The sequence below is a fragment of the Streptomyces sp. NBC_01515 genome (assembly GCF_045040345.1).
Lineage (GTDB): Bacteria > Actinomycetota > Actinomycetes > Streptomycetales > Streptomycetaceae > Streptomyces.
Genome location: NZ_CP109416.1, coordinates 242594 through 256732, shown reverse-complemented (window position 1 = coordinate 256732; position 14139 = coordinate 242594). Strand labels below are relative to the sequence as shown.

Annotated in this window: 10 protein-coding genes and 3 pseudogenes; 7 read left to right on the top strand and 6 right to left on the bottom strand. The window is 68.3% G+C overall.

Going from position 1 to position 14139, the window contains the following annotated elements; all coding sequences use genetic code 11:
• Window positions 1-19: 19 nt before the first annotated feature.
• Window positions 20-604 carry a thioredoxin family protein gene (locus tag OG407_RS01095; protein ID WP_405868233.1) on the bottom strand — a complete coding sequence of 195 codons (585 nt, stop codon included), beginning with the start codon at window positions 602-604 and terminating at the stop codon, window positions 20-22.
• 167 nt (window positions 605-771) lie between these two features.
• Window positions 772-1221 carry a spore-associated protein gene (locus OG407_RS01090; protein ID WP_405854072.1) on the bottom strand — a complete coding sequence of 150 codons (450 nt, stop codon included), beginning with the start codon at window positions 1219-1221 and terminating at the stop codon, window positions 772-774.
• 810 nt (window positions 1222-2031) lie between these two features.
• Between OG407_RS01090 and OG407_RS01085 the strand changes: the two are divergent.
• Window positions 2032-2259, top strand: a pseudogene (locus OG407_RS01085) (amine oxidase); the annotation flags it as partial.
• 133 nt (window positions 2260-2392) lie between these two features.
• On the opposite strand, the gene OG407_RS01080 reads toward OG407_RS01085, so the two are convergent.
• Both OG407_RS01080 and OG407_RS01075 read right to left on the bottom strand, forming a co-directional pair.
• Window positions 2393-3931 carry an SDR family oxidoreductase gene (locus OG407_RS01080; RefSeq protein WP_405868231.1) on the bottom strand — a complete coding sequence of 513 codons (1539 nt, stop codon included), beginning with the start codon at window positions 3929-3931 and terminating at the stop codon, window positions 2393-2395.
• A gap of 582 nt (window positions 3932-4513) precedes the next feature.
• Entirely contained in the window at window positions 4514-6625 is a 2112-nt protein-coding gene (locus OG407_RS01075) for an MMPL family transporter (protein WP_405854070.1), read from the bottom strand.
• 75 nt (window positions 6626-6700) lie between these two features.
• Here OG407_RS01075 and OG407_RS01070 point away from each other — a divergent pair, with 75 nt between their 5' ends.
• The 5 genes and pseudogenes from OG407_RS01070 to OG407_RS01050 all read left to right on the top strand — a co-directional run bounded on the left by OG407_RS01070 (window position 6701) and on the right by OG407_RS01050 (window position 10781).
• Window positions 6701-7186 carry a MarR family winged helix-turn-helix transcriptional regulator gene (locus OG407_RS01070; RefSeq protein ID WP_405854068.1) on the top strand — a complete coding sequence of 162 codons (486 nt, stop codon included), beginning with the start codon at window positions 6701-6703 and terminating at the stop codon, window positions 7184-7186.
• A gap of 89 nt (window positions 7187-7275) precedes the next feature.
• A pseudogene (locus tag OG407_RS01065) lies at window positions 7276-7422 on the top strand (DUF4383 domain-containing protein); the annotation flags it as partial.
• 611 nt (window positions 7423-8033) lie between these two features.
• The gene (locus OG407_RS01060; RefSeq protein ID WP_405854066.1) at window positions 8034-8783 is read left to right on the top strand and encodes an isopentenyl transferase family protein; all 750 of its coding nucleotides are present in this window, start codon (window positions 8034-8036) and stop codon (window positions 8781-8783) included.
• Window positions 8783-9865 carry an FAD-binding protein gene (locus OG407_RS01055; RefSeq protein WP_405854064.1) on the top strand — a complete coding sequence of 361 codons (1083 nt, stop codon included), beginning with the start codon at window positions 8783-8785 and terminating at the stop codon, window positions 9863-9865. The genes OG407_RS01060 and OG407_RS01055 overlap by 1 nt, the downstream gene beginning before the upstream one ends.
• Before the next feature lie 26 nt (window positions 9866-9891).
• Window positions 9892-10781 (top strand): annotated as a pseudogene (locus tag OG407_RS01050) (Tn3 family transposase).
• A 2-nt stretch (window positions 10782-10783) separates the two neighbouring features.
• Here the strand turns inward: OG407_RS01050 and OG407_RS01045 are convergent.
• Window positions 10784-11755, bottom strand: a complete 972-nt coding sequence (locus OG407_RS01045; protein WP_405854062.1) for an SDR family NAD(P)-dependent oxidoreductase — start codon at window positions 11753-11755, stop codon at window positions 10784-10786.
• 62 nt (window positions 11756-11817) lie between these two features.
• Here OG407_RS01045 and OG407_RS01040 point away from each other — a divergent pair, with 62 nt between their 5' ends.
• On the top strand, window positions 11818-12390 hold the full coding sequence (locus OG407_RS01040) for a TetR/AcrR family transcriptional regulator (RefSeq protein WP_405854060.1): 573 nt from the start codon (window positions 11818-11820) through the stop codon (window positions 12388-12390).
• 802 nt (window positions 12391-13192) lie between these two features.
• Here OG407_RS01040 and OG407_RS01035 read toward each other — a convergent pair.
• Complete coding sequence (locus tag OG407_RS01035; protein WP_405854058.1) at window positions 13193-14116, bottom strand: helix-turn-helix transcriptional regulator; 924 nt, start codon at window positions 14114-14116, stop codon at window positions 13193-13195.
• Between the last annotated feature and the right edge of the window lie 23 nt (window positions 14117-14139).

The window sequence follows — 14139 nt, the reverse complement described above, 5'->3', positions numbered from 1 at the left end:
GAACATAACGGGGGCAGGCTCACCACGTCGGTGACCATCCTGCCGTCGGCTTCCGGTACGTCCAGCCTGAGTTCGTCGACCTGGTCGGATGCGCGAGGTCGGCCGGCCCGGACCCGGTGACGGCCGAGGCCCGGACCGTCAGCCTTTCGCTGTCGTCGGCCGGCAGCTGCCGCAGGAACTGCAGGTCCACGGGATCTGCCCCGGTCTGGTTGACGAAGAGCCAGACGATCCGATCGGCGGGCACCTCCACGGTGCCGTGCGCGGGGGTCCAGCCTTGAGGCGTCGCGTCGACGTCCTCGGGTCGCCGAGGACTCGCCGGTGTGGCCTCACCTACTGGGCGCACACGGAGCAACGGGTGGAACTGTGAGAGCAGTTCATCCTTCTCCGTGGCGCGGGGGATCCTCGCAACCGGCACACCGCCAACGGTCACAAGAAGGGTCGGGTCGGCGTCGAGGGCGTACTTTCTACGGGCTTGCTCGGGCTGCTCGGCCTGGTCGTAGTCGAGTTCCAGTAGGTGCAACCTGTCGCCGAGTTCAGCGGAGACGTCTTCCACGAGCGGCTTGAGGTCCTGGCCGGGCCCGCTCCAGTCGGCGTAGACGTCCAGTACTGCCGGAACCGGCCAGGGAGCCCCGTGTTACACGTGCGGTTCCGCCGCTTCCGGCCAGGGGCTACCCTCGCCGGCGCGGGGGCGGCGGGTATCCGGGCCGGCGACGGTATCCGGCCCACCCCCGGATGACGGGAGTGGGCCGGACCGTGGCAGTGCTCCGCGGGTCAGCGGACCGTGGTGACCCGGTGCTCCTTCAGCGCGGCGCAGTTGGAGCCCGTCACGTAGACGTACACGTTGTCGATGTGGCCGCCCCAGTCGACGCAGTGGGCCTTGCCCTGGACATAGGCCGGTCCGGCGTACGACGTGTACGCGCCCTCGTCCTGGGCGTACTCATCGGTGTCGGGGACGTAGACCCACGCGCCCATGTCGCGCGCGGCGCCAGGGTTGGTGCGGATGGTCGCTACGCAGTTCTTGCCGTTGGAGGCGTTGTAGGTCAGGTAGACGGTGCCCTGCGTGCCGACGGGCGCGGAGTTGACGGTCTTGTAGCTGCTTCCACAGACCTTCTGTGCCGTGGTGTTCGGTGCTGCGGAGGCGGGGCCGGCCAGAACGGTCGTCGCGCCGACTGCCAGGGCCGCCATCGCTGCACCGGCGAGAATGGAATGATTGAATCGCATATTTCCCCCTTGTGGTCTTAGGAGTGTCTTGCTCGTGACAGGTCAGACACGTGCCGGTCGCCCAGGGTTGTGACCCCGCACCGGCTTGATCCGGCCGAGTTGACCGGGCGGGTCGGGAACACGCTCGGATGGCTGTGACCTGGGTGGGCAGGGAGGTTGCGGCGGCGCCCGGGCCCGCCGGCCGCGCACCGGGTCACGCCGCGCCGTCACAGCCGCGGTCTTCGTCCGGGGACATCGCAAGCCGGGAACGCCAGGCGGCGGCCCGGGTGACCTGTGGCCGTCCGCGCCCGGCACCCCGCCGTCGTGGATCCGCCCAAGAGCACGACAGGCGTGCGGACGTCGGCGCATTCCCGCCACAACCCTTCGGCGCACTATGTGTCGAAGGAGTTCACTCAGGTCTGGCTCAGAGCTGGGCGTGACCGGATCACGCGGCGCGGCCCACGCCGGTCGGGTGGGCAGGTGCCGCGCGGCCGGCCCTGAGGATCTGGCGGGGCGACGGACGGCCTGGCACGTGGCATGGCGCCGGGCTTCGCGGTGGTCTTGCCGGCTTCGCCGAAGGACTGGCCACCGGCCTGGACGCGGTCACGGCCGGCTTCACCACGAACTGGAGCTCAGGCATCGTCGAAGGCCGCGTCCGCGATCTCAAGATGCTGAAACGGCAGATGTTCAACCCAGCCGGACTCCCTCTGCTGAGAAGACGCGTCCTGCTCGTCGCTGCCTCCCGACGCTCGCACACCGTGTCGTACACCCGAGCAGCATGATCGCTTTCACGGAATGCGCGACCGAGCCGCATCCCAATGACCGTTGACACGGCGCCCGGCCGAGCTGTTCGGCACCGATGCGGGCACCTGGCAGCAGGTTGGTGTCCACACGGTGGAGGGGGTGCTGGCCGCGATCCTGCCGCCCTGGCCGCTCAGCCGCACGACTCGTTTCGGCCCGGGCCGGTACGTGTGCGGGGACCACCGGGCGACCGGTTCAGTGTGGGGCGCACCGGCGTCGGGGACGCGAGCCGCACGGGACGTGCTGAACGATCTGGCGTGTGGCCCGGTCGCGTCGGCAGGCGGTCGGCGGAAGGAAAAGGAACAGGGCGCGTGGGGAGCACATTCGAAGCGGACGGCACGGACACGCTGGTGACGGTGTCGCTCTTGCCAGTGCGATGGGGATGCGTGCGCTACCGCTGGGATCTTGGTTGGCTGCGATGGCCTCGGGGCCGCACGGGGCGACGGGCATGGCTCGGGCCGCCGGTGTCCTTGGCGGCGGCGCGGGTGATGTTGCGGGCCATACCGCCGAAGACGACTGCGTGGAACGGGGAGACGGACCACCAGTAGACGTGGCCGAGCAGACCGCGGGGGTGGAACAGGGCGCGCTGACGGTAACGGGTGCGGCCGTCGGCATCTGTCTCCGCGTACATCTCCAGCCAGGCCAGGCCCGGCAGCCGCATCTCCGCCCGCAGCCGCAGCAGCCGTCCGCGCTCGATCTCCTCGACCCGCCAGAAGTCCAGCGAGTCGCCGACCCGCAGGTGTTCGGCGTCTCGCCGTCCGCGGCGCAGGCCGACCCCGCCGACGAACCGGTCCATCCAGCCCCGGACTGCCCAGGCCAGTGGGAAGGAGTACCAGCCGTTGTCGCCGCCGATGCCCTCGATCACTTTCCACAATGCCTGCCCCGACGCGTCGACCGACGCCTGCCGCTCGTCCTCGTAGAGGCTGCCGCCCGCCCAGTCCGGGTCCGTGGGCAGCGGGTCGCTGGGCGCGCCCGGCACGGAGGCCGACGACCAGCGGGTGACCACCTGTGCCTCCCGTACGCGCTGGAGCGCCAGGGCGAGCGCCTGGTCGAAGGGCAGCGGTCGGCCCGGCTGGTCGGGCAGGTAGCGGGCGATGTCGTGCTCGTGGCAGATGACCTCGTGGCGCAGGGACTCCGTGAGGGGTTGGGCGATGGAGGCGGGCACGGGCGTGACGAGACCGACCCAGTGGCTGGACAGCCTGGGCGTCAGGATCGGAACGGGCACGATGAGCCGTCGGCGCAGTCCGGCGACGAGGGCGTAGCGGCGCATCATCTCGCGGTAGGTGAGGACGTCCGGCCCGCCGATGTCGAACGTCCGGTTGACGTCGTCCGGCATGGCCGCGGAGCCGACTAGGTAACGCAGCACGTCCCGCACCCCGATGGGCTGAGTGCGGGTGTGCACCCAGCTCGGGGTGACCATCACCGGCAGTCGCTCGGTGAGGTAGCGGAGCATCTCGAAGGAGGCCGATCCGGAGCCGATGACCACGGCTGCCCGCAGTACGGTGGCGGGCACCGGCGACTCCAGGAAGATCCGTCCCACCTCGGCCCGGGAACGCAGGTGGGGGGACAGCGAGCTTTCGGGCACGCCTTTCGGGGTGAGTCCGCCGAGATAGACGATCCGTCGTACACCGGCGGCCCGTGCCTGTTCGGCGAAGACGTGCGCGGCGCGTCGGTCGGTGTCCTCGAACCCGGCGCCGGACCCGAGTGCGTGCACCAGGTAGTAGGCGACGTCGATGCCGAGCATGGCGGAGGCGACCGACTCGGGGTCCGTGACGTCCCCGCGAACCGTCTCGGCGTCGCCGGTCCAGGGGTGGTCACGGAGTCTGTCCGGTGAACGGGCCAGACAGCGTACCCGGTGGCCGGCCTCCAGCAGCTCCGGTACGAGGCGGCCGCCGATGTAGCCGGACGCTCCGGTGACCAGGCAGTGCATCCGCTCGGGCCCGCGCCCGCCGTGTCCGTCCGCGGCGTCGGTCGCGTTCCGCTGTCCGTCCGCGCTCACGATCTTGCCTCCACGCGCTTGCTCCGACGCTGTTGCCTCGTCGTCCGATCATCTCCGCAACGGGGTGACCGTGCCCGTCGGGGCGTCGCGGCCCGACGGGCCGATGAAGTCCGCGCCGCCCGGTTCCGCCGCCCCTCGGCCACGGCCCTGCACGCGATACCCACGAGTGGCTTTCCGCGTAACCGGGAACGGCCTCGCGCTACGGACGGGCCCGCCCGCTGCCCTGCCGCGCCACAGCCAGTACCTGTCCCAGAGGCACAGTGTCCGGGTCATGCATCGTCCGGTTCGGCGTCGGCCGCCTCTACCACCTCTTCGTGCGGACACAGGCCTACGGATGCACCGTACGTCCGAAAACATCCGTGGATATCAGGCGCAGGTCCCCTCCCCGGAGGGGCCGAAGGCGGCTGCGCCGCCAATGGGTTCGCAGTACTGCCGGCCGGATCCGGGGTCGGCGCACCTCCCAGGCAGCGTGTTGCCCCGGTCACGACGGCGGTACGACGGACAGCGCTGGCGTCACACTGGAGGCTTCGGCCCGGTCGCGTGTCCGGGGGCGTCTCGGGCCAGGGAACTCGGCCACCACGCCCGGGGGCCGATGTCGATCACGAGGGCGGGCACCAGGAGCGACCGGATCACGAACGTGTCCAGGAGGACGCCGAAGGCCACGATGAACGCGATCTGGACCAGGAAGGCGAGCGGGATGACCATCAGGGCCGCGAACGTCGCGGCGAGCACGACACCGGCCGAGGTGATCACTCCGCCGGTGGTGGTCAGCCCGCGCCGCACGCCTCGCCGTGTGCCGTGCACGAGGGCCTCCTCCCGTACCCGGGACATCAGGAAGATGTTGTAGTCGACGCCGAGTGCCACCAGGAACACGAACCCGTACAGCGGCACCGAGGCGTCCGTCCCGCTGAAGCCGAGAACGTGCTCGAAGACGAGCGCCGAGACCCCGAGCGTCGCCAGGAAGTTGAGCCCGACGGTGGCCACCAGCAACAGCGGCACCAGCAGCGAGCGCAGCAGGAGCATCAGGATCAGCAAAATGATGCCGAGCACGATGGGCACGATGACGGTGCGGTCGCGGGCGGCGGTCCGCTGGGTGTCGTACTGCTGTGCCGTGTACCCGCCGACCAGGGCGTCGGCTCCGGACACGGCGTGCAGGTTTGCGCGCAGCCGGGCGACGGTCTCCTTGGCGGCGTCGCTGTCGGCCGCGGCGTCCAGGACGGCGTCGATCCGCACCCGGCCGTCGACGACGAGCGGCGCGCCGGCGTCGGGCCGTCCCGAGGCGGAGACGGCTCCGGCCGATGCCACCCCCTCGGTGTTCCTGGCCGCGGCAGTCACCGGTGCTGCCCGGTCGGCGTCGGCGATGATGACGGCGGGGTTGCCGGATCCGCCGGGGAAGTGCTGTCCGAGCGTCTTCTGGGCGGCGACCGAGGGCGCGTCGTTCACGAAGATCTCGTCGAGGGGGACGCCCTTGGCGGACAGGGAGGGCGAGAAGGCCGCGAAGACGGCCAGGACGAGCGCGGTCACCACCCAGGTCCGGCGCGGTCGCGCGTCCACGGTCGCGCCGACCCGCCCCCACACGCCGTGCCCTTCCACGGACGCGTCCGACGTCTTCGGCAGGGAAGGCCAGAAGGCGGTGCGGCCCAGCAGGGCCAGTACGGCCGGCAGGAAGGTGAGCGCGGAGAGCGCGGCGCAGGCGATGCCGATGGCGCCGACCGGGCCGAGGGCGCGGTTGTTGGTGAGGTCGCTGGCGAGGAGGGCCAGCAGGCCGAGCGCCACGGTGGCGGCGCTCGCCGTGATCGCGCCGAACGAGCGCCGTACTGCGGCCACCGCCGCGGCGGTACGGTCCGCGCGCACGGCGAGTTCCTCGCGGAAGCGTGCGGTCAGCAGAAGCGCGTAGTCGGTGGCGGCGCCGATCACGAGGATGGACAGGATGCCCTGTACCTGCCCGTCGACCCGGACGAGGCCCCGGTCCGCGAGCGCGTAGACGATGGCGCAGGCCACGCCCAGCGCGAACACCGCTCCGAGGATGATCAGGAACGGCAGCAGGACGCTCCGGTAGACGAGCAGCAGAATCACCAGCACGGCGCCGAGCGCCACCCCCAGCAGCAGTCCGTCGATGCCCCCGAAGGCGTCGGTCAGATCTGCCTGGCTCGCCGCCGGGCCCGCGATCTGCGCGGTGGCTGTCGGCACAGCCCGGACCGCCTCACGCACCGTGCCGAGGACATCCGGAAGGGTCTTTCCGAGGTCGGACTTCAGCTGGACGACGGCCTGCATGGCCTGTCCGTCGTCGGAGAGGAGGGCGGGGGAGGGACGGCCGGCCACTCCGGGCTCTCCGGCGAGTGCGCCGATCGCGCGGGTGGCGGCGGTCTGCTGGGCCTTGCTGATCCGGTTGCCGTGCGCCGTCCAGCTCACGATGGCCGGCAGGGTCTCGGACTGGTCGAACGCCTCCCGGGCCTTGAGCACCCGGGTCGACTCGGCGGTCTGCGGCAGAAACGCGGCCTGGTCGTTGGTGGCCACCTCGCCCAGTTTCCCGGCGTAAGGACCGAGCGTTGCGCCCGCGCCCAGCCAGACGAAGAGCAGGACGAGCGGTACGAGCCACCGGGCCCGGCGCTGTGTGGTTCCCATGAGTATCCTCAGGCTGCTGCGGAATTAAGTCAATCATTAAGTATCTCAATGGTTGAGAGAACATATACTGGTGCCATGCCCGTCAACAACTCCTCGTCGCTCCTGCCCGGAGACGACCCGACGGGACTGCAGTCCTTCGCTGTGCTCCTGCGCGGAATGAACGCCGAGTTCAATCGCATCGCCCACGAGTTCGCCCAGGCGCAGGGGCTGCACCTCACCGACGTACTGGCTCTGATCGCGATCCTCGACGCCGACACCGACGAGGGGCCCATGACGCCCGGCCGACTGCGCGAGCGGCTCAGCCTTACGTCCGGTGCGGTGACGGCGTGCATCGACCGGCTGGAGAAGGCAGGGCACATCCAGCGCGTCCGGGCGGTCGACGACCGCCGTGTGGTGCACCTGCGCTACGCGGCAGCGGGCCGACGCGTCGCCGGTGAGTACTTCCGGCCGCTGGCCCACAGCACCGCAGCCGCCTGCGAGCGCTTCACCACCGACGAACTGGCGGTCGTCGTCCGCTTCCTCGCCGAGATGAACCGGGAACTCACCCACCTGGGCCGCTGAACGGCTGCTTCCGCACGCCCTCCGGTCTGTCTGGCTCGGTTGCGTCGGGAGGTGTTGCCGATCGGGCGGCCGGGTGGAGATAGCGGTGCTTCGCCGGTGCCCTCAGCCCTTTCGGCGCGGCGGGCAACATGATCGTGGGCATGACCACCAACGTTGCGCTCAGCGTCATTTCCACCGTGGTGGGGCTGGCGCTGCTCGCCGGAGCCGTGATCGATGGCAACTTCGCCTCGACCCTGTGCGCGCGCCCGTAGTCGGCGGTCGACCGTCCGCCGTCCCCGCCGCACACGAGGCCGCCGCGGCCGTTCACGCCTGGGGAAATGCAGGACTTGCCGGTACCGCGGCTGTTTCCGGAACGGCTGAAGGGGGCCCACCTGCCGGACCGCCGGCCACGTTCCAGCAGGTGGCTGCCACTGCCAGCAGTGGCAGCCAGCGCCAGAACCAGTCCAGGTCGGCCTCACTGTGCATCGGCTCCGATGAGGCATCCGGCACGCCGCGGACTTCAGCCGCACCCTCCGTGGTGCCCGTGGCGTACCCGCGGAGCGGCTACCGGCACCAGAAACTGAACCGGAAGCAGCCGACCCGGTGAGCAACCGGCGAACGATCCGAGGCCCGGTTCATGCTGTGCGAATATGCCCGAATGCGCGGCAGACCCAACCGCTTCCCTTTTGCCCAGCCCAGCGGAAGGTTGCACCTTCACGGAACCGACACTTATTGACGATATCTCGAACGCTTCCTTTGAAAATGGTTAGGAATTTCAGGCGGAAGTTACCCTGCTTTTACCTCCTTCGAATTCTGTCCTGCTCCGCACCGACGTAGCATCAAATGCAAATCGAGCGAGGGGACACAGATGTCTTGGGTTGGCAGTCCCGTTCCGTTAAGCGTTCACCTGATTGCAGGACCCACCGGGGTCGGCAAGAGTGCCATGGCCTCGGAGCTCGCCAGAAGTACTGGAGCGCCGGTCGTCGTGGCGGACCGAATCCAATGCTTCGCCGAACTCGCCACGACAAGCGCACGGGCAGGCGCGGACGCTCCCGGAGTGCGTCGCGTCTGGTTGTGCGATCGCAGTGTCTCCGAGGGTGACTATCCCGCGACCGAGGCGGTGGAGTCACTGGTGGAGAAGATCACGGAACTGAGCCTTTCAGCCCCGTCGGTGATCATCGAGGGCGGCTCGATCTCCCTCCTGACGCTTGTCGTGCGTCGCCTGCCCGAACTTCCCTGGTGCATGACGACACAGCTGCTGACCCGGCCGCCGGACACGGCGCAGTACTTGAAAGCACTCACGGTCCGGGCGCATGCCATGCTGCACCCCGCCGCACCGCAGCGGAGCCTGCTGGAGGAGTTGGCCGGGCTGTGGGCCGATCCCGCGAACCGCTGGTTCGCCGCTTCGGTGAACGGATTCGAGGCGGCACTCGAATGGTGTGCCAAACATTCACTGGACCCCGGATCAACCGCCATCGAAAACCTGCCGAAAGATCTGCTCACTGAACTCGAACACATGATAGCGGTGAGACACGCGGAGCATGGCGCCGATCAGGAGACAGCATTTCGGAGGGCCCTTTCTGTGCATCCCTTCGCCGCTGCTTCAAGGTCGTCATAGTGACGGAAATTGAATGGCTTCCGGCTGAGATAAAGGATTTCCTGGTCGTCAAGGAATCCATTGTGCGTGAAGCGTCCGATGATTTCGGCCATATCATCGAGGCACCGCCCCTGGGTGTTCTGAGCCCGCGGTCCGTGACGGAGATCCAACGACTCCTCGCCTTCGCAGGCCCCCGCGGGTTGCCAGTCGCCGTCCGCGGCGGGGCACAGTCCGTGTTCGGCCAGGGGCAGGCCCAGGGCGGCATCGTCGTCGACATGGGCTCCATGAAGCGCGTGCTGGCCGTGCACAGTGACCGTGCTGTCGTCCAGGCGGGTGCCACGTGGAACGACGTACTGACCGCCGCCCTGCCGCATCACCTGGCACCACCGGTCCTCACCGAGTATCTCGGTGCCACCGTCGGCGGGGTGGTGTGCACGGGCGGGATCGGCGGCGCCAGCCACCGGTACGGTCTGGTCGCGGACACGGTCATGGAGATCGAGGTGGTCACCGGAGCCGGAGAGCACGTGACCTGTTCGCCGCGCCACGAAGCCACCCTCTTCCACGCCGTGCTCGCCGGACTCGGCCGGCACGGCATCATCGTGCGGGCCACCGTGCGTCTGGCGCCTGCGCCCGAGCGGGTCCGCCGGTACGGCCTCCAGTACAGCGACTTCGCCTCCTATCTCGACGACCAGCGCCGACTCGCCCTCGAAGGGCACTTCTGCCACCTCGAAGGGCGAGTCCGCCCGTCCCTCGGTGACGGGTGGCACCACACGGCCGAAGCCGTGGCCGCCCACATGGGCGGGCGCGCACCCGACGACGCAGCCCTGCTCGACGGGCTGTCGCATGATCCTGATGCCGTGCAGGTGACCGATCTCGGATATGACGAGTTCCTTCACCGCATCGACCGCCAGGAGCGGATCCTGCGCGTGACCCGGGAGTGGCTGCGCCCTCACCCATGGCTGCATCTTCTGCTTCCCGACGCCACCGCGCAGAGCATCGTCACCGACATCCTGTCCGACCCGGCGTTCCGTGATCTCCGGACCACCGGAGAGGTCATGCTCCGCAAGTTCAGCGCGTGGTCGTCCAATTTCATGACGGAGTGACACCAGCGGCACCGAGTCCCGGGGTCATGATTTATTGGCATGTGGAACGAAATTCGGTGTGCATCTACAGCCAGCTGAAGTCCTGTTCGGCCTCCGAGGTCGCCTCGATGATCGACGACGTGCTGCGGCACTGCACCGACATGGAGGTCGACCGGCAGTACACCGATACCCACGGTGCCTCCATCGTCGGGTTCGCGTTCGCGTACATGCTGGACTTCAAGCTGATGCCGAGGCTGAAGAACATCGGGCGGGCGAGGCTGTACCGGCCAGCCGCGGGCGAGGACAAGAACTGGCCGAACCTGGCCCCGGTACTCTCCACCCGCACCATCGACTGGGACCTCATCGCCCGGCAGTACGAACAGATCGTGAAGTACACCACCACGCTCAGGCTGGGCAGCGCCGAGGCCGAACAGGTCCTGCGCCGCTTCACCAAGGGCGGCCCCAAGCACCGACCTACCAGGCGGTCGAGGAGCTGGGGCGCATGGTGCGCACGGCGTTCATCTGCGACTACCTGTCGGATGCGCAGATGCGCAAAGAGATCGGCGGGGGCTTGCAGGTGGTGGAGAACTGGAACTCGGCGAACTCCGACCTGCTCTACGGCAAGGACGGCGACCTGACGGGTGCGGACAAGGAGTGCCAGGAGGTCTACATGCTCGCCCTGCACCTTTTGCAGAGCAGTCTTGTGCATGCCAATACCTTGCTCGTCCAGCAGGTTCTGGCCGACCCGGAGTGGGCGGACACGCTCACCGAGGTGGATCGGGGAGGGCTGTCACCGCTGCTCTGGACCCACGTTAACCCATATGGCCGGTTCGAACTGGATATGAACAGCCGTCTCGACCTGGACCTCGCGGCCACCGGGGCCACGGTGCCCGGCCCGCGCAGTTCACAGGGCGAGTCGGTCGGCGCTCCGAGCTGAGGTCAGACGCGGAGCAGGTTGGTCGAGACGGTCCAGAGGCGCTTGGCGGTGGTGGGATCGAGCGCCCATTCCTTGACACCGTGCGGGTGCTGCGCGAGGGCGGCGTCGTTCGGCACGGTGTAGGCCTCTTGTGAATCGTCGAGGTAGTGGCCACCGGAGTGAGCGAACTCGGGGGCGACGGCCGCGACGATGCTGGTGGCGGCTCCCTGCTCGACCGTCTTATAGGTGAAGACTCCGGCGGCCTCGGCCGCGTCGAGCGACTCCTTCTGTTCTGTTGTGAAGTTCCGCTGCAGTCCCGTCGCGATACCGCCGGGGTTCACCGCATTGGCGACGATGCCGTCGGACGCCCAGAGGCGGGTCGCCTCGACGGCGAAGAGCGAGTTCGCCGTCTTCGACTGGGCGTAGGCAATCTGCGGGTCGTAGTCGCGACGCTCGAAGTGGAGGTCGTCGAAGTCGATGCCGGAACGCATGTGCGCCGTCGAGCTGACCGAGACGATGCGTGCTCCGTCGCGGTCGGACGCTCCCAGGGCCAGGGCGTCGTGAAGGCCGGTTGCCAGAGCGAAGTGGCCGAGATGGTTGGTTGCGAATTGCAGCTCCCAGCCCTCACGCGTTCGTTCGAGGCCGCTGGTGACTACGCCCGCGTTGTTGATCAGCAGGTGAAGCGGGCCGCTCCACGCGTCGACGAACTGTGTGACGGTGGTCCGGTCGGCGAGGTCCAGCCGGACGACTCGGGGCTGCATTCCTCCGGTCGACTTCTCGATCGCCTTGGCGACGGCGTCACCTGCGGTCGTGTTCCGGACGGCGAGCGTCACTTCCGCCCCGGCAGCGGTCAGCACCCGAGCCTTCTCGATCCCGAGTCCGGAGGAGGCTCCCGTCACGATCGCGCGGACGCCGGTGAGATCGGCGCCCCGCAGCACCTCGTCCGCGGCGCTGGAGGCAGTGAAGGGCGTGGAGATGAGTTTGCGAGTGTTCATGGCGCGACTATACTAACTAGACTTAATTTGTATAGTGCGGTTCTCGCCCGTATGCTCGTTCCATGAGCAGTCCCGACGCTGGCCACCCGCCGTCGACAGTCGCTGATGCCGACCGTCGAAGCATGGTTCTGGACTCCGCCATGGCCACGTTCGCGCGATTCGGCTACAGGAAGACCTCGATGGAGGAGGTGGCGCGGGCGGCGCGCATCTCCCGGCCCGGGCTCTACTTCCTCTTCTCCTCGAAGGAGACTCTCTTCCGTGCTGCGGTCACCCAGGCCCTGGAGCGGGACATCACCGCTGTCGAACAGGTCCTGGCCGACAGCGGCCGCCCCCTTTCAGAGCGCCTCGTCGAAGCGTTCGACCACTGGGCGGGCCGCTATATCGGCCCGCTGACGCGCGATGTCGCGGCGGTTATCGAGGACAATCCCGACCTCCTCGGAGAGATCGTCGAGACCACGCCGCGACGTTTCGAGGAACTGATCACAGACGCGATCGCCGTCGAGTCAGGACATGAGGCGGCCTCCTTTGTCGCGCAGACGATGATCAGCGCATCGATCGGCCTCAAGCATCAGGCCCCAGCGCGGGAGTTCTACCTCGAACGGCTGAAGGTCGCCATCGGTCTCCTGGTGGGCTGACAACGCTCCCGGCCTCCTCCTACGACCGCGGTCTCGGACGCGACGGGCCAGCCTCCGATCCGCCCATCGAAGCCGGCTCGGCAGATCACGCAAGGCCGGACAACACCGGCCGTCCGGGGTGTGTGGTCCTCGGCTGCGTGCGCAGTGCCGGACCGCGTCGGCGCCCTCAAAGGCAGCTGCCGACGCAGCATGCGGTTCTCCGTCATCGACTGGTACAGCGCGCCGATCGGTACCTCGACGTCGCCCTTGTGCTAAGCGATCTGCGCCTCGAAGGGGCGTCGCTGAGACATGCGACGAAGAGGCAACGTCTGTTCTGGCCAGCACCAATCACTCACCGTGAAGCTGTGACACGACTTCTCACAAATGATCCCTTTCTCGGAGCAAGACCAAGAACAGTCGGCGGGAGCGGTCCGGGTCGCGGATTCACTGCCGCAACTCGTTCTCACTCAAAAGTGGAACCAGGCGCGTTCTGGGAAATGCTTGTGGCAGCACCCAGGGTCATGACGGAACCTCAGATCGCACCCACGTCCGAAGCGGACGACGTCGGGCGCCGCCCCTGCCCACGTTGTAACGCTCAGCCAGGCTCACGCTGATGCTCACGCTCCGGGGCGGTCGTCGGCACTTACCGCACCGGCCGCTTCACCAAGGTGACCCGTCCATACCCGGCCAGTTCGTCCCCGGTGTCCGCGCCGCGTTCCTGACCACCGCAGCACTGAGCTTACGAAAATCTTGTATGAGCCGAGAGCCACACCCATCGGTGATCGTCAGTTGCACAGCGACAAGCAGGGGTAGGTGAGGCCGGTCAGTAGCCGGGTGACAGTCCTCGATCAGGGCTGGAGACCTCTGGATCGAGGCGGGTCAGGCTGTTTCCGGGCAGATGACAGGCCGCACGTAGAGCATCCAGCTTCTCTGCGTCAGTGGTCTCGGCCGCAGCCGCACACGTGAGGATCCGGAGGTCGGTGCCGGCAGGCATCAGGACATCGACGTCGAGGGTGATGTCACCCACCCGTGGATGTTCGATGGTCTTGCGGTCGCCGGCCCAGGGGGTGGCAGTGCCGTTGAACCACAGTCGGGCGAACGCTGGTTCCCGTCGAAGCATGCCTTCGACGAGTGAGGCGAGACGTTCATCCTGGGGATGGGCGGCCGCCGTCACACGCAGGTCGGCGACGAGGTCCTCCTCTTCCGCGTCGCTGCCTCTCCATGACCAGACGGGCCATGCCGCAATCGGGTCCCGGTCTCGGCTGGCTCTCGTCTGGAACATCCCGGCGACGAGACTGCGCCCCTCCCAGCCGTACGCGCGGGGATCGCCGGCCGCGGCCGTCCACATCTTGTTCCAGCCGATGATGGTCCAGTCAGCAGCGAAGATCCCGGCGGGAGTCGCTCCCAACTGATGGACCAGTCGCTGCACGCTCGCGGGTATGTGCCTGGAGACGTTCCCGGCAGAGGGCGGTGCGAGTTGGGCGCAGCGGAACAGATGATCACGCTCGGACGGGTCGAGGCGCAGTGCTCTGGCCAGAGCGGTGACCACTTGGGCCGAGGGGTTGCGAGCGCGGCCCTGTTCCAGCAGGACCAGGTAGTCGACCGATATGCCTGCCACACGGGCCAGTTCTTCACGACGCAGTCCAGGGACGCGCCGCTCCCCGCCGGCCTCCAGGCCAATGTCCTGCGGTGACATACGCTCACGCCAGCCGCGCAGAGCCATGCCAAAGTGATTCATCGTCGCCATGCGGACCATCGTCGTCCAGATGC